The following is a 15,708-nucleotide window of genomic DNA, read 5'->3' as shown; positions in this document are numbered from 1 at the left end:
CGGTCGACCGGCCACATCGTCGACGAGGACGCCACCGGCATCCCGTCGTTCGAGGCCGCCGGCGGCGACTGGTCCGAGATCGCCGAAGAGGCCCTGCGGCTCGGCGAGGAACGCATCGTCGTCAACATGGGACCGCAGCACCCGTCGACCCACGGCGTCCTGCGGCTCATGCTCGAGATCGACGGTGAGACGGTGACCGAGGCCCGCGCGGGCATCGGGTACCTGCACACCGGCATCGAGAAGAACATGGAGTTCCGCACCTGGACCCAGGGTGTGACGTTCTGCACGCGCATGGACTACGTCGCGCCGATCTCCTCCGAGGCCGCGTACTGCCTGGCCGTCGAGAAGCTGCTCGGCATCACCGACGACATCCCCGAGCGTGCGACGGTCATCCGGGTCCTGATGCTCGAGCTCAACCGGATCGCGTCGCACCTCGTGTGTCTCGCGTCGGGCGGCAACGAGCTCGGCGCGACGACCATCATGACGACCGGCTTCACGGCCCGCGAAGAGGTCCTCAAGATCTTCGAGCTGATCACCGGTCTGCGCATGAACCACGCGTACATCCGCCCCGGCGGCGTCGCGCAGGACATCCCGCCGGGCGCTCTCGACACGATCCGCGAGTCCCTCGTGACGATGAAGCACTACATGCGCCAGCTCGAGGACCTCATGCTGGGCAACCCGATCCTGCAGGGCCGCATGAAGGGCGTCGGCTACCTCAACCTGTCGGGCTGCATGGCGCTCGGCATGACGGGTCCGGTGCTGCGGTCGGCCGGCCTCCCGTACGACGTGCGCAAGTCCGCGCCGTACTGCGGCTACGAGACGTACGACTTCGAGGTCCCCGTCGCCGACACCGGTGACGCGTGGGGCCGGATGATCGTCCGGATCGAGGAGATCTACCAGTCCATGCACATCGTCGAGCAGACGCTCGAGAGGCTCCAGGCGTCAGGCCCGGGCCCGGTCATGGTCGCCGACAGGAAGATCGCGTGGCCGGCACAGCTCGCGATCGGCTCGGACGGCATGGGCAACTCGCTCGACCACATCCGGGAGATCATGGGCACCTCGATGGAGGCCCTGATCCACCACTTCAAGCTCGTCACCGAGGGCTTCCGGGTCCCCGCGGGCCAGGTGTTCCAGAGCGTCGAGGCCCCCCGCGGCGAGCTGGGCGTGCACCTCGTGTCCGACGGTGGCACCAAGCCGTACCGGGCGCACTTCCGTGACCCGTCGTTCAACAACCTGCAGGCCGTGTCGGTCATGTGCGAGGGCGGCCTCCTGGCCGACGTCGTCGTGTCCGTCGCGTCGCTGGACCCTGTTCTGGGAGGGGTGGACCGCTGATGTCCGTCGAGAGCACACCGTCGAGCCGGGGCGCTGCCGTCCGCCGCGGCGCCTATGACGAGGCCACGCGCGCCCGTCTGGAGGCCGATGCCGCGCAGGTCGTCGCGCGCTACCCCGAGGCCCGCTCGGCGCTCCTGCCGCTGCTGCACCTCGTGCAGAGCGAGGACGGGTACGTGAGCCCGGCCGGGATCGCGTTCTGCGCCGAGACGCTGAGCCTGTCGACGGCCGAGGTCTCGGCCGTGGCGACGTTCTACACGCAGTACAAGCGGCGCCCGAACGGCGAGTACACCGTGGGGGTCTGCACCAACACGCTGTGCGCGGTGATGGGCGGCGACGCGATCTGGGAGGAGCTGTCCGACCACCTCGGCGTCGGCAACGACGAGACGACCCCGGACGGCGCGATCACGCTCGAGCGTGTCGAGTGCAACGCTGCGTGCGACTACGCGCCCGTCGTGATGGTCAACTGGGAGTTCTTCGACAACCAGACCCCCGCGAGCGCGGTCGAGACGGTCGACCGGCTGCGCGCTGGTGAGCCGGTCGCGCCGACCCGGGGCGCGGCGAGCGTCTGCTCGTTCAAGGCCATGTCGCGCGTCCTCGCCGGGTTCTCCGACGGTCGCGCCGACGAGGGTGTGGGCGCGGGCGAGGCGACGACGCGCGGCACGGTGCTGGCCCGTGAGCGCGGCTGGACCGCGCCCCCGTTCCCGGCGGCCGACGCGGACCAGCCCTCCGACCAGGTGAAGGGCTCCTGATGACCGAGTCGACGACCCTGACCCCGGTTCTGACGAAGAACTGGGACGCCGACCGTTCCTGGACGCTGGCGACGTACCTGAAGAACGGCGGCTACCGCGGTCTGCGCGCGGCCCTCGCGATGGCTCCCGCCGACGTCGTGACCGCGGTCAGGGACTCCGGGCTGCGGGGCCGTGGCGGTGCGGGGTTCCCGACGGGCATGAAGTGGGGCTTCCTGCCCGCGCCCGACGGCGGCCCGCGCTACCTCGTGATCAACGCGGACGAGTCGGAGCCGGGGACCTGCAAGGACATCCCGCTCATGCTCGCGAGCCCGCAGGAGCTCATCGAGGGCGCGATCATCACGTCGTACGCGATCGGCTGCCACCATGCGTTCATCTACGTGCGCGGCGAGGTCGTGCACGTCTACCGCCGGCTGCTCAACGCGGTCGCCGAGGCCAGGGCCGCCGGGTACGTCGGGGAGAACATCCTCGGCACCGGCTTCGACCTCGAGATCACGGTGCACGCCGGTGCCGGCGCGTACATCTGCGGCGAGGAGACGGCGCTGCTCGACTCGCTCGAAGGCAGGCGCGGTCAGCCGCGCCTGAAGCCGCCGTTCCCTGCAGTCGCTGGTCTGTACGCGCGCCCGACGGTGGTCAACAACGTCGAGTCGATCGCCTCGGTGCCCGCGATCCTCGAGGGCGGCGCGGACTGGTTCAAGTCCATGGGGACCGAGCGCTCGACCGGCCACGGCCTGTTCTCCCTGTCGGGGCACGTCACGCGCCCTGGTCAGTACGAGGCGCCGCTCGGCATCACGCTGCGTGAGCTGCTCGACATGGCAGGCGGGGTCCGCGAGGGTCACGAGCTGAAGTTCTGGACGCCCGGTGGGTCCTCCACGCCGCTCTTCACGGCCGAGCACCTCGACGTGCCGCTCGACTACGAGTCGGTCGGCAAGGCCGGCTCGATGCTCGGCACGCGCGCGCTGCAGATCTTCGACGAGACGACGTCCGTCGTGCGGGCCGTCTCGCGCTGGATCGCGTTCTACAAGCACGAGTCGTGCGGCAAGTGCACGCCGTGCCGCGAGGGCACGTTCTGGCTCGACCAGATCCTCCAGCGCCTCGTCGCCGGCAACGGCACGAGCGAGGACATCGACACGCTGCTCGACCTGTGCGACAACATCCTCGGGCGCGCGTTCTGCGCGCTCGGCGACGGCGCGACGAGCCCGGTCACGTCCGCGATCCAGTACTTCCGCGACGAGTTCGAGGCGGGCACGCACACGCCCGCCGACGTGCTCTTCCCACCGGAGCGAAGCTCGCTGTTCACCTACACCCCGCGCCCCGGCGCCGGGCAGCTCGCGGGGGTACACGCATGACGACCACCACACCGAAGCCCTCGACCGGGATCCTCGCGACCCCGCCGGCGGCAGTGGCCCCGCCGCTCGACCCGGCGAACGCGGTGACGTTCTCGATCGACGACATCGAGATGGCGGTGCCGAAGGGCACGCTCGTCATCCGGGCCGCCGAGCAGCTGGGCATCGCGATCCCGCGGTTCTGCGACCACCCGCTGCTCGCGCCCGTGGGCGCGTGCCGCCAGTGTCTCGTCGAGGTCTGGGCCCCGGGTCGCGACGGCAAGCTCGCGAAGATGCCCAAGCCCCAGCCGTCGTGCACGCTCGAGGCGACGCCCGGGATGCAGGTCAAGACGCAGCTGACCTCCGGCGAGAGCGACAAGGCGCAGCACGGCGTCATGGAGCTGCTCCTCATCAACCACCCGCTCGACTGCCCGGTCTGCGACAAGGGCGGCGAGTGCCCCCTGCAGAACCAGGCGATGAGCAACGGGCGCAGCCAGAGCCGGTTCGTCGACATCAAGCGGACGTTCCCCAAGCCGATCGCGATCTCGACGCAGATCCTGCTCGACCGCGAGCGCTGCATCCTGTGCCAGCGGTGCACGCGGTTCTCCAAGGAGATCGCGGGCGACCCGTTCATCGACCTGCAGAAGCGTGGTGCGAGCCAGCAGATCGGTCGGTTCGACACCGGCATCCTCGGCTTCGCGACCGGCGGGACGCCCGGTGAGGCCACCTTCGCCGAGCTGCCGATCGGGCCGGCCGAGCTCGTCGACGAGTCGGGCGCGCCGTTCGCGTCGTACTTCTCCGGCAACACCGTGCAGATCTGCCCGGTCGGTGCGCTGACGAGTGCCGCGTACCGGTTCCGGTCGCGACCGTTCGACCTCGTGTCGACCCCCGGCATCTCGGAGCACGACTCATCCGGCTCGGCGATCCGCGTGGACCACCGCCGCGGCGTGGTGCTGCGCCGGCTCGCGGGGGAGGACCCCGCGGTCAACGAGGAGTGGATCACCGACAAGGACCGGTTCGCGTTCGCCTGGCAGTCCGCGCCGGACCGCCTGCGGTCCCCGCTCGTGCGCGACGCGGCGACCGGTGAGCTCGTCCCGGCGAGCTGGCCCGAGGCCCTCGAGGTCGCGGCGGCCGGTCTGGCTGCGGCGACCGGCACCGACACGGCGTCGGCCGGTGCGCGCGGCGTCGGGGTGCTCCCCGGTGGCCGCCTCACGATCGAGGACGCCTACGCGTACTCCAAGTTCGCCCGCGTCGCGCTCGGCACCAACGACATCGACCTGCGGTCCCGGCCGCACTCGGCGGAGGAGGAGGCCTTCCTCGCGTCGAGCGTGGCGGGGCGTCCCCTCGACGTGACGTTCGCCGACCTCGAGCGGTCCCCGCGCGTCCTGCTCGTCGCCCTCGAGGCCGAGGAGGAGGCCGGGGTCGCGTTCCTGCGGCTGCGCAAGGGTGTCCTCGCCGGTCGGACGCACGTGACGTCGCTCGCACCGTTCGCGACGCGCGCGCTCGACCGCCTCGACGGCACGCTCCTCGCGGCCGCGCCCGGCACGGAGCCGGAGGTGCTCGACGCGATCGCGACGGACGCCCCCGAGGCCGAGCTGAGCGCGCTGGCGGCCGAGCTCGGGCTCGACGGCGCCCTCGTCCTCGTGGGAGAGCGCCTCGGTGCGATCCCCGGCGGGCTGTCCGCGGTGCGCAGGCTGGCCGACCGCACGGGAGCACGCCTCGCGTGGATCCCGCGGCGTGCGGGCGAGCGTGGCGGCATCGAGGTCGGTGCGCTGCCGAGCCTCCTGCCCGGTGGTCGTCCGGTCGCCCAGGCGGCAGCCCGGGTCGACGTGGCCGCTGTGTGGGGCGTCGACCACCTTCCTGAGGAGCCGGGCCGCTCGGTCTCGGCGATGCTCGAGGCGGCACGGACCGGCTCGCTGGCGGCGCTCGTCGTCGGCGGTGTGGACGTCCGTGACCTCCCCGACCCTGCCGCGGCGCGCGAGGCTCTCGCCGCCGTCGGCTTCCTGGTCTCGCTCGAGGTGCGTCCCTCGGAGGTGACCGACCTGGCGGACGTCGTCCTGCCGGTCGCGCCCCCGGTCGAGAAGCCCGGCACGTACCTCAACTGGGAGGGTCGCCCGCGGCCGTTCCCGCAGGCCCTGACGTCGACCGCGATGTCGGACCACCGCGTCCTCGACGCCCTGGCCGACGCGCTCGGCGTCACGCTCGGGCTGCGCACCCTCGCCCAGGTGCACGACGAGCTCGACGAGCTCGGCGCGTGGGACGGCGAGCGCATCGCGGCCCCGGACGTGTCAGCGGTCGAGCCGCCCGCGATCGCCCCCGGGCACGCGGTCCTGGCGACGTGGCACCAGCTGCTCGACGCCGGTCACCTGCAGGACGGCGAGGTCTTCCTCGCGGGGACGGCCAAGCGTCCGGTCGCGCGGGTCTCGGCGGCCACGGCCGCGGGTGTCGGCGTGGCGGACGGCGGCCTGCTCGAGGTGTCGACCGACGCGGGTACGGTGACGCTGCCGGTCGCCGTGACGGCGATGGGTGACCACATCGTGTGGCTGCCGACCTGCTCGCCCGGCAGCCAGGTCCGCGACTCGCTGCGGTCCGGCCCCGGTGCGCTCGTGCGGCTGGCCGCAGGCACCGACCTGACCGTCGCCACAGACTCGGAGGTGCAGTCATGACGCTGCTCGCTGCTGTCCTCCCCGCGGCATCCGGGGCGCAGTACCCCGTGATCGCCGACTTCAGCCACGACAACGGCTGGATCTGGCTGCTCAAGTCCGTCGCGATCATCGTGTTCCTGCTCACGAGCGTGCTCATCGCCATCTGGTTCGAGCGCAAGGTCGTCGGGCGCATGCAGGTGCGTCCCGGGCCCAACGTGCACGGCCCGTTCGGTCTGCTGCAGTCGCTCGCCGACGCGATGAAGCTCCTGTTCAAGGAGGACATCACCGTCAAGGCGGCTGACAAGCTCGTCTACATCGTCGCGCCGATGATCGCGGTGTTCTGCTCGCTCCTGACGTACGCGGTGATCCCGTTCGGGCCGGCCGTGAGCATGTTCGGGATCGTCACGCCGCTCCAGCTGACCGACTTCCCGGTCGCGATCCTCTACATCCTGGCGTGCGCGTCGGTCGGGGTGTACGGCATCGTGCTCGGCGGCTGGTCCTCGGGCTCGACGTACCCGCTGCTGGGCGCGGTCCGCTCGACCGCGCAGGTCATCTCGTACGAGCTCGCGATGGGCCTGTCGCTCGTCAGCGTGTTCATCATCGCGGGGTCGATGTCGACCTCGCAGATCGTGGGCTCGCAGACGACCGTCTGGTGGTTCCTACCGCTGCTGCCGGCATTCGTCATCTACATCATCTCGATGGTCGGCGAGACGAACCGCCTGCCGTTCGACCTCCCCGAGGCCGAGGGCGAGCTCGTCTCGGGCTACATGACCGAGTACTCCTCGATGAAGTTCGCGTGGTTCTTCCTCGCGGAGTACATCAACATGCTGAACGTCTCGGCGGTCGCCACGACGCTGTTCTTCGGTGGCTGGCGGGCACCGTGGCCGCTGTCGGCGATCAACGACGGAATGTTCAACCTCGGCTGGTGGCCCGCGCTGTGGTTCATCGGCAAGGTGTGGCTGTTCATGTTCCTGTTCGTGTGGATCCGCGGCACGCTGCTGCGCTTCCGGTACGACCAGTTCATGTCGTTCGGCTGGAAGGTGCTCATCCCGGCCTCGCTCGGCTGGGTCGTGTGCGTCTCCGTCGTCCAGGGTGTCCGGCAGTTCTCGGGCCTGGACCTGCGCGCGATCCTGTTCGGGCTCGCCGGCGTGGTGCTCGTGGGCGTCCTCGTGTCGTTCCTCATCCCTGAGAAGAAGCCGCAGCCCGGCCCGGGCGCCGGTGGTCCACCGACGGTGTTCGACCCGTTCGCGGGCGGCTACCCGGTCCCGCCCATGCCCGGCCAGGTTCTTCCCCCGTCCCCCCGCGCGCAGCGCGCGGCCGCCCGGGCCGCCTCGGTGGCGGACCAGACCGAGACCCCGCAGGTCACGCAGGAGGTGCACGGTGGCTGAGTCCTCGAAGGACGTCACGCCTCGCCCGAAGGCAGGAGACGTGGCCGCCCCGATCGCGTACACGTCGCTCATCGAGCCCCGCAAGGGCATCGCCGAGGTGGTCGCGCCGATCGCCGGCTTCGGCGTCACGTTCTCGAACATGTTCCGGCCCGTCGTCACGGAGCAGTACCCGTATGAGCGTGTTCCCACGCAGCCGCGGTACCACGGTCGCCACCAGCTCAACCGGTACGCGGACGGGCTCGAGAAGTGCATCGGCTGCGAGCTGTGCGCGTGGGTGTGCCCCGCGGACGCGATCTACGTCGAGGGCGCCGACAACACGCCCGACGAGCAGTTCTCGCCCGGCGAGCGGTACGGCCGCGTCTACCAGATCAACTACCTGCGCTGCATCTTCTGTGCGCTGTGCATCGAGGCGTGCCCGACGCGCGCGCTGACGATGACCAACGAGTTCGAGCTCGCGGGCCCGACCCGGGCCGGGCTCATCTTCGAGAAGCAGGATCTCCTCGCCCCGATGGGGGACGGGATGATCGCGGCCCCGCACCCGATGGTGCCGGGGACTACGGACACCGACTACTACCGCGGCGCGGTCACGGGCTCGACGCCCGAGCAGGCGGCGTGGGTCGCCGAGCACCGGCCGGACGACACGACGCTCCCCGCGTCATCGAGCCCCGCCTCGACCACCGCATCGACGACCGCAGCGGGGGAGACCCGATGAGCGTCCTCGCGACCGCCGTTCCGGCGGTGCTGACCGGGACCCTGCCGATGTCGCTCACGACCGCGGGGGTGACGACCACCTCGGAGGCCGTCCTGTTCTGGGTGCTCGGCCCGGTGATGGTCCTGGCGGCCCTGGGCCTGCTGTTCGCCCGCAAGGCCGTCCACGCCGCGATGTCGGTCGTCGTCGTGATGATCTCGCTCGCGTTCCTCTACGTCGCGCAGGACGCCCCGTTCCTCGGGGTGGTCCAGGTCGTGGTGTACACGGGCGCGATCATGATGCTGTTCCTCTTCGTCCTCATGCTCGTCGGGGTCGACGCGTCCGACTCGCTCGTCGAGACGATCCGCGGCCAGCGCTGGATCGGGCTGCTCGCGGGTGCGGGCCTCGGCGTCGTCCTCGTCGGCGTGGCCGTGCGGGCGACGTACCCGAAGGCCACCGGCCTGCAGGAGCCCAACGCGGACTCGAACCCGGTGGGCATCGCCCGCATCGTGTTCAGCGACTACCCCTTCGCGCTCGAGGTCGTCGGCGCGCTGCTCGTGATCGCTGCGCTCGGCGCGCTCGTCCTGACGCACCGTCAGCGTCTCGTCCCGCGCATCGGGCAGAAGGAGCGGGCCGACTCCCGCGTCGCGAAGGGCGAGCGCCTCACCCCGCTGCCCGCTCCCGGCGTGTACGCGCGGCACAACGCTATGGACGTGCCCGCGCTCGACCCGCGGGGCAACCCGATCGAGGAGTCCGTCTCGCGCGTGCTGCGCGTTCGCGGCCAGGAGCAGGGCGCGCGCGTCCTCGACACCGCCGTCGGGACGCTCGTCGAGACGCCGCACGAGGTCGCCGCGCCGCCCGGGACGGTCCCGCCGGGTCTGCCGGCCTTCCCGCCGGTCACGCGCACCGATCCCGGCGCGAGTTCCGGCACAGATCACGGCACCGATACCGGCGCGGATACGGAGGAGGGGCTGTGAGCCTGACGAACTACCTCGTGCTCGCCTCGATCCTGTTCACGATCGGCGCGACGACGGTGCTGCTGCGCCGCAACGCGATCATCGTGTTCATGGGCGTCGAGCTCATGCTCAACGCGACGAACCTGCTGCTCGTGACGTTCTCGCGCCTGCACGGCAACCTCACCGGGCAGGTGCTGGCCTTCTTCGTGATGGTCGTCGCCGCCGCTGAGGTCGTCGTCGGCCTGGCGATCATCGTGGCCATCTTCCGAACCCGCCGCTCGGCCTCGGTCGACGACGTCAACCTGTTGAAGAGCTGAGGGCCGCCGCCGTGAGCACCGTGACCACCCTGGCCCTCGTGGGCCAGGACACCATCGCCGCTGCGACGCCGGCCGGAGGCGTCCTCGCTCTGGGCTGGCTCCTCGTCGCGCTTCCCGCCCTCTCAGCCGCCGTGCTGCTGCTCGCGGGCCGACGCTCGGACCGCTGGGGCCACTGGCTCGGCGTGCTTGCGCCCGGCCTGAGCTTCGTCGTCGGCCTCGTCGCGCTCATCGACCTGCTCGGGCGGCCGGCCGCGGAGCGCGTCGTCGACCTGCACCTGTTCTCGTGGATCCCCGCGGCGGCGTTCACGCTCGACGCGGGACTGCGCCTCGACCCGCTGTCGCTCACGTTCGTGCTGCTCGTGACGTTCGTCGGCACGCTCATCCACGTCTACTCCGTGGCGTACATGGAGGAGGACGTCGACCGTCGCCGGTTCTTCGCGTACCTCAACCTGTTCGTCGCGGCGATGCTCCTGCTGGTCCTCGCGGACAGCTACCTGCTGCTGTTCGTCGGGTGGGAGGGTGTCGGCCTCGCGTCGTACCTGCTCATCGGCTTCTGGAACCACAAGACGCCCAACGCGGTCGCGGCCAAGAAGGCCTTCATCGCGAACCGCGTCGGTGACATCGGGCTGCTCGTCGCGATGATGATCATGTTCGCGACGTTCGGTGCCGTCGACTTCACGTCGGTGCACGCGGGGGTCTCGGGGGCGAGCCAGGGCACGCTCACCGCGCTCGGCCTGATGCTGCTGCTCGCCGCGTGCGGCAAGTCGGCGCAGTTCCCGCTGCAGTCGTGGCTCGGGGACGCGATGGCCGGCCCGACGCCGGTGTCGGCCCTGATCCACGCGGCGACCATGGTCACCGCGGGCGTCTACCTCATCGTCCGCTCGGCCCCGATCTTCGACGCGACGCCGGACGCCCGGCTCGTCGTGGCGATCGTCGGCGCGATCACGCTGCTGTTCGGTGCGGTCGTCGGTGCCGCGAAGGACGACATCAAGAAGGTGCTGGCCGCGTCGACGATGTCGCAGATCGGCTACATGATGCTCGCCGCGGGCCTCGGCCCGATCGGGTACGCGTTCGCGATCTTCCACCTCGTGACGCACGGCTTCTTCAAGGCCGGCATGTTCCTCGGCGCGGGGTCCGTCATGCACGGCATGGACGACCAGGTCGACATGCGCCGCTTCGGCGGCCTCGCGCGGTACATGAAGATCACGTGGATCACGTTCATGGCCGGCTGGCTCGCGATCCTCGGCATCCCGCCGTTCTCCGGGTACTGGAGCAAGGACAAGATCATCGAGGCGGCGTTCATGCCGGTCGACGGGTCGCCGTGGCGCGCGTGGGTCTTCGGCCTCGTCGCGCTCGTCGGCGCCGGACTGACCGCCTTCTACATGTCGCGCCTGTTCTTCATGACGTTCGAGGGCGAGAAGCGGTGGAGCGCGCGGCTCGACGGCAGCAAGCAGCACCCGCACGAGGCGCCCAAGCTCATGACGGTCCCGATGATCGTGCTGGCCGTCGGGTCGGTCGCGATCGGCTTCGTCCTCCAGCTCGGCGGCGGCCTGACCGGCTGGCTCGAGCCGGTCACGGGTCATGTCGACCACGAGGGCTCGCCGGTGCTGCCGGTCTGGCTGCTCGTCACCCTGACGCTCGTGCTGGTCATCGCCGGCGTCGTGCTGGCCTGGCGCCAGTACGCGACGGCTCTGGTGCCGATCACGCCGCCGCGGGCCTCGGTGCTCACGCGCGCCGCCCGCGTGGACCTCTACCAGGACGAGGTCAACGACGCGCTGCTCGTCGAGCCGGGTCAGCACCTGACCCGGTCGCTCGTCTACGGCGACGCCCAGGTCGTCGACGGCGCGTTCGCCGGGCTCGCGAAGCTGACGGTGGGCCTCGGCAGCGTCGTGCGCAAGTTCCAGACGGGCTATGCCCGCACCTACGCCGCAACGATGCTCGTGGGCGTTGTCGTCCTCGCCGTCATCGTCCTGGCACCGCGGATCTGAGGGAGAGCACCGACCGATGACATCCTCCGGATTCCCCTGGCTCACAGCGCTGATCGTGCTGCCGCTCCTGGGCGCGGCCACGGTGTGGGCGCTGCCGAGGTCGCAGCGACGGATCGTGCGGCACGTGGCCTTCGCGTTCTCGATCGTCGAGCTCGCGCTCGCCGTCGGTGCGCTGCTCGCGTTCGACACGTCCGCGTCGGGCACCCACCAGCTCAGCGAGACCCACGCGTGGATCTCGTCGTTCGGGGTCAGCTACGCCGTGGGCGTCGATGGCGTCGGGCTCGCGCTCGTCCTGCTGTCGGTCGTGCTGGTGCCGCTCGTCATCCTCGCCGCCTGGCGCGAGCAGGACGGCGACCTCGACCGGCTGCGGCACTACGTCGCGCTGGTCCTGCTCCTCGAGGTCTTCATGGTGGCGGTGTTCGCCGCCCGCGACGTGTTCCTGTTCTACGTGCTGTTCGAGGCGATGCTCATCCCGGTGTACTTCATGATCGGGGTCTTCGGCGGGGTGCACCGGCGCTACGCGGCCGTGAAGTTCCTGCTGTTCTCGCTCGCGGGCGGGCTCATCATGCTGGTCGGCGTCATCGCGCTGTACCTGCAGGGACCGGGCGGCCCGCAGGGCTTCCTCATCGACAACCTCGTCGGTGCGGACATCCCGGTGACGACGGGACGGTGGCTGTTCGCGGCGTTCTTCATCGCGTTCGCGATCAAGGCCCCGATGTTCCCGGTGCACACGTGGCTGCCCGACGCCGCCGAGAACGCGCCCGCGGGCACGTCGGTGCTGCTGGTCGGCGTGCTCGACAAGGTCGGCACCTTCGGGATGCTGACGCTGTGCCTCCCGCTGTTCCCCGAGGCCTCGCGCTGGGCCGCGCCCGCCGTGATCGTGCTCGCCGTCATCTCGATCCTGTACGGCGGTCTGCTGGCGATCGGCCAGAAGGACCTCATGCGCCTCATCGCCTACACGTCGGTGTCGCACTTCGGGGTCATCGTGCTGGGGATCTTCGCCTTCACGTCGGTGAGCGTCGCCGGCTCGTCGTTCTACATGGTCAACCACGGGCTCTCGACGGGCGGGCTGTTCCTGCTCGCGGGGTACCTCGTGCGCCGCCGCGGCTCCCAGCAGATCGCTGACTTCGGCGGGCTGCAGAAGGTCACGCCGGTGCTCGCCGGCCTGTTCCTGACCGTGGGTCTCTCGGCGCTGTCGCTCCCCGGGATGTCGACGTTCGTCAGCGAGTACCTCGTCCTCATCGGGACGTACGCACGTCACCGACCGGCTGCGGTCGCCGCGGTCGTCGTGGTGATCCTCGCGGCGCTGTACATCCTGCTGACCTACCAGCGGATCTTCACCGGCCCGGTCCGCACCGGGCTCGAGACCACGCCCGACCTGTCCACCCGCGAGAAGTGGGCCGTCGCGCCCCTCGTCGCGATCATGCTCGTGCTCGGCTTCTACCCGGCACCCGCGCTCGATCTCGTGCGCGAGCCCGCGAAGGTCACGCTCGAGCTCATCGGTGTGCAGGACGTGCCCGCCGTCGCGGCCCAGAACGCCGCGGCGACCGAGGGGAGCAACAAGTGACCGGGTCCTTCACCGCGCCTGACATCGCGTGGGCGCAGCTCACGCCGGTGCTCCTGGTGCTCGGGGCCGCCGTCGTCGGCGTGCTCGTCGAGGCGTTCGCGCCCGCGCGGCTGCGCCGACCGCTGCAGCTCACGCTCTCGCTCCTCGCGACGGCGGGTGCGCTCGTCGCGGTCGCCGCGCTGTGGAACGGGGTGCGGGCGAACGGCGGGACCGTCGTCCTCGGCGGCTCGCTCATCGTCGACGGCCCGACGCTCGTCCTCCAGGGCACGATCGCGCTGCTCGCGCTGCTGTCGATCCTCGTGATGGCCGACCGCACAGAGACGGGCGAGGACGCGTTCGCGCCCCAGGCCGCCGCGGTCCCCGGGTCGGACTACGAGGAGGTCGCGCGGCGCAAGGGCCTGAGCCAGACCGAGGTCTACCCGCTCGTGCTCTTCGCGACGGGCGGGATGCTGATCTTCCCCGCGACGGGCGACCTGCTGACGCTGTTCGTCGCGCTCGAGGTGCTCTCGCTGCCGCTCTACCTGCTCTCGGGGCTCGCGCGCCGTCGCCGCCTGCTGAGCCAGGAGGCGTCGATGAAGTACTTCCTCCTCGGCGCGTTCGCCTCGGCGATCCTCCTGTTCGGCATCGCGTTGCTGTACGGCTTCGCCGGGTCGATCCGTTACGCGGACATCGCTGCGGCGACGCACGCGGTCGTCGGTCTCGACGGTCTGCTGCTCGCGGGCGCGCTGATGGTCCTGGTCGGGCTGCTGTTCAAGGTCGGCGCCGTCCCGTTCCACGCGTGGACGCCCGACGTCTACCAGGGCGCACCGACCCCGATCACGGGCTTCATGGCCGCGTGCACCAAGGTCGCGGCGTTCGGCGCCCTGCTGCGCATGGTCTACGTCGTCCTGCCCGACCTCAAGTGGGACCTCGCCCCGGCGCTGTGGGCCGTCGCGATCCTCACGATCGTCGTCGGGACGGTCGCCGGTCTGCTGCAGACCGACATCAAGCGCATGCTCGCGTACTCCTCGATCGCGCACGCGGGCTTCGTGCTCACGGGCGTCATCGCGCTGAACACGCAGGGTGTGTCGTCGGTCCTGTTCTACCTGCTCGCGTACGGCGCGGCGACGGTCGGTGCGTTCGGCATCGTCTCGCTCGTCCGTGAGCGCAGCGCCGTCGCCGTGCAGGTCGGCGCGCCTGTCGCCGTGGGTGTCGGTGCGTCGGGCTCAGCGTCCGACGTCGAGGAGTCGACGGACCTCGCGGCGCAGGGGTCGGTCCTCGGAGAGGCGACCCAGGTGTCCCAGTGGGCCGGTCTCGGCCGCACCCACCCCGTGCTCGCGGTGACCTTCACCCTGTTCCTCCTGTCGTTCACGGGCATCCCGCTGACGGCCGGCTTCACGGGGAAGTTCGCGGTGTTCTCCGCGGCGGTCGCCGGTGGAGCGACGGGGCTCGCGATCGTCGGTGTGCTGGCGTCGGCAGCCGCCGCGTTCTTCTACGTGCGCATCATCGTCCTGATGTTCTTCACGCCCCCCGCCGACGCGGACACCGACGGCACCGTCGCGGCCGGCTCGAGCAGCCAGCCCACGACGACCGTCGTCACGTCCGAGGGCTTCGCGGTCGTCGCGATCGCGATCTGTGCCGTCCTGACGGTGCTGCTCGGCGTCGTCCCGGGGCCGGTTCTCGATCTCGTGACCGAGGCAGCTAAGTTCATCCCGTGACCTCCGCCGACTCGCTCCCGCTGGCCGACCCGGTGCTGGCCGACCTGCTGACGGGTCGTCTCGCCCTGGTCGAAGAGCGTCTGCGCGACGCCGTGACGCAGGCGGACACCCTCGTGGACGACGCGTCCCGGCACCTCGTCAACGCGGGTGGCAAGCGCCTGCGACCCCTGCTCACGCTCCTCGCGGCCGAGCTGGGCGACGGATCGCGTCGCGAGGCGATCGACGCGGCCGTCGTGGTCGAGCTGACGCATCTCGCGTCGCTGTACCACGACGACGTCATGGACTCCGCGCCGCTGCGCCGCGGTGCACCGGCCGCGCACGAGGTGTGGGGCAACCAGGTGGCGATCCTCACGGGCGACCTGCTGTTCGCCCGGGCGTCACTGACGGTTGCCGGGCTCGGGCCGGAGGCCGTGCGGATCCAGGCGTCGACGTTCGAGCGCCTGTGCCTCGGTCAGCTCCACGAGACGATCGGGCCTCGCCCCGGTGAGGACCCCATCGCGCACTACCGCCAGGTGCTCGCGGACAAGACGGCGTCGCTCATCGCCACGTCGGCCCGGCTGGGTGCGATGTTCGCCGGCTGCGCTCCGGACGTGGTGTCGACGGTCATGCGCTTCGGGGAGAAGATCGGCGTCGCGTTCCAGCTGGCCGACGACGTCATCGACCTGACCTCCGACGGCACGACGACGGGCAAGACGCCCGGCACGGACCTGCGTGAGCATGTCCCCACGATGCCCGTCCTGCTGCTCCGCGAGCTCGCGGCCGGGCCGTCGGGGACCGCCGCCGACCGGGACCTGGTCACGCTGCTCGACTCCGACCTGTCGAGCGACCCCGCGCTCGCGCAGGCCGTGGCTGCCCTGAGGCGGCACGACGTGGTGGAGCGCACCCGCCAGCAGGCGACCGCGCTCGCGCACGAGGCGGTCGCCGAGCTGGACCCGCTGCCTGACGGCGCGGCGAAGGACGCGCTGGTGTCGTTCGCTGCCACGCTGGTCGACCGCGCATCCTGACGGTGCCCACCGAACTGCGGCACGCTGCGGCGCGCACCCCTGAGCGAACCGGCGC

At 71.0% G+C, this 15,708-nt stretch carries 12 protein-coding genes; all 12 read left to right on the top strand.

All coding sequences use genetic code 11. From position 1 onward, the window contains the following. The first annotated feature begins 15 nt into the window (after positions 1-15). From DDP54_RS04960 to DDP54_RS04905, 12 genes are read left to right on the top strand one after another with little or no spacing between them, the layout of a single operon-like run. Positions 16-1,332: an NADH-quinone oxidoreductase subunit D gene (locus DDP54_RS04960; RefSeq protein WP_242448433.1), complete on the top strand. Its 1,317-nt coding sequence runs from the start codon at positions 16-18 to the stop codon at positions 1,330-1,332. After that, the gene (nuoE, locus tag DDP54_RS04955; RefSeq protein ID WP_109130805.1) at positions 1,332-2,081 is read left to right on the top strand and encodes an NADH-quinone oxidoreductase subunit NuoE; all 750 of its coding nucleotides are present in this window, start codon (positions 1,332-1,334) and stop codon (positions 2,079-2,081) included. Before DDP54_RS04960 ends, nuoE begins: the two co-directional genes overlap by 1 nt. Then, positions 2,081-3,427 carry an NADH-quinone oxidoreductase subunit NuoF gene (gene nuoF / locus DDP54_RS04950; protein ID WP_109130804.1) on the top strand — a complete coding sequence of 449 codons (1,347 nt, stop codon included), beginning with the start codon at positions 2,081-2,083 and terminating at the stop codon, positions 3,425-3,427. The genes nuoE and nuoF overlap by 1 nt, the downstream gene beginning before the upstream one ends. Continuing rightward, entirely contained in the window at positions 3,424-6,069 is a 2,646-nt protein-coding gene (locus DDP54_RS04945; RefSeq protein ID WP_109130803.1) for an NADH-quinone oxidoreductase subunit G, read from the top strand. The genes nuoF and DDP54_RS04945 overlap by 4 nt, the downstream gene beginning before the upstream one ends. Beyond that, positions 6,066-7,436, top strand: a complete 1,371-nt coding sequence (nuoH, locus tag DDP54_RS04940; RefSeq protein WP_109130802.1) for an NADH-quinone oxidoreductase subunit NuoH — start codon at positions 6,066-6,068, stop codon at positions 7,434-7,436. Before DDP54_RS04945 ends, nuoH begins: the two co-directional genes overlap by 4 nt. 40 nt (positions 7,437-7,476) lie before the next feature. Continuing rightward, positions 7,477-8,148 carry an NADH-quinone oxidoreductase subunit NuoI gene (gene nuoI / locus DDP54_RS04935; RefSeq protein ID WP_109132361.1) on the top strand — a complete coding sequence of 224 codons (672 nt, stop codon included), beginning with the start codon at positions 7,477-7,479 and terminating at the stop codon, positions 8,146-8,148. Further along, positions 8,145-9,101 carry an NADH-quinone oxidoreductase subunit J gene (locus DDP54_RS04930; RefSeq protein ID WP_109130801.1) on the top strand — a complete coding sequence of 319 codons (957 nt, stop codon included), beginning with the start codon at positions 8,145-8,147 and terminating at the stop codon, positions 9,099-9,101. Before nuoI ends, DDP54_RS04930 begins: the two co-directional genes overlap by 4 nt. Continuing rightward, a complete protein-coding gene (gene nuoK / locus DDP54_RS04925; protein ID WP_109130800.1) occupies positions 9,098-9,397 on the top strand; it encodes an NADH-quinone oxidoreductase subunit NuoK in 300 nt (99 codons plus the stop codon). The genes DDP54_RS04930 and nuoK overlap by 4 nt, the downstream gene beginning before the upstream one ends. 20 nt (positions 9,398-9,417) lie before the next feature. After that, positions 9,418-11,385 (top strand): NADH-quinone oxidoreductase subunit L, encoded by a 1,968-nt coding sequence (nuoL, locus tag DDP54_RS04920; protein ID WP_242448432.1) that lies wholly within the window; start codon positions 9,418-9,420, stop codon positions 11,383-11,385. A gap of 16 nt (positions 11,386-11,401) precedes the next feature. Next, a complete protein-coding gene (locus DDP54_RS04915; protein ID WP_109130798.1) occupies positions 11,402-12,952 on the top strand; it encodes an NADH-quinone oxidoreductase subunit M in 1,551 nt (516 codons plus the stop codon). Further along, entirely contained in the window at positions 12,949-14,649 is a 1,701-nt protein-coding gene (gene nuoN, locus DDP54_RS04910) for an NADH-quinone oxidoreductase subunit NuoN (protein WP_109130797.1), read from the top strand. The genes DDP54_RS04915 and nuoN overlap by 4 nt, the downstream gene beginning before the upstream one ends. Next, positions 14,646-15,653, top strand: a complete 1,008-nt coding sequence (locus DDP54_RS04905) for a polyprenyl synthetase family protein (RefSeq protein WP_109130796.1) — start codon at positions 14,646-14,648, stop codon at positions 15,651-15,653. The genes nuoN and DDP54_RS04905 overlap by 4 nt, the downstream gene beginning before the upstream one ends. The last annotated feature ends 55 nt before the right edge of the window (positions 15,654-15,708 follow it).

Origin of the sequence: Cellulomonas sp. WB94, assembly GCF_003115775.1 — a bacterium.
Taxonomy (GTDB): domain Bacteria; phylum Actinomycetota; class Actinomycetes; order Actinomycetales; family Cellulomonadaceae; genus Cellulomonas_A.
Note: the sequence above shows the minus strand (reverse complement) of the source record. Positions and strands in the feature narration are given on the sequence as shown.

Bases quoted from the DNA above. Each gene is read 5' to 3' on its own strand.
- nuoE (WP_109130805.1), top strand. From the start codon at position 1,332: ATGTCCGTCGAGAGCACACCGTCGAGCCGGGGCGCTGCCGTCCGCCGC.
- DDP54_RS04945 (WP_109130803.1), top strand. From the start codon at position 3,424: ATGACGACCACCACACCGAAGCCCTCGACCGGGATCCTCGCGACCCCG.
- DDP54_RS04930 (WP_109130801.1), top strand. From the start codon at position 8,145: ATGAGCGTCCTCGCGACCGCCGTTCCGGCGGTGCTGACCGGGACCCTG.
- nuoH (WP_109130802.1), top strand. From the start codon at position 6,066: ATGACGCTGCTCGCTGCTGTCCTCCCCGCGGCATCCGGGGCGCAGTAC.
- DDP54_RS04915 (WP_109130798.1), top strand. From the start codon at position 11,402: ATGACATCCTCCGGATTCCCCTGGCTCACAGCGCTGATCGTGCTGCCG.
- nuoF (WP_109130804.1), top strand. From the start codon at position 2,081: ATGACCGAGTCGACGACCCTGACCCCGGTTCTGACGAAGAACTGGGAC.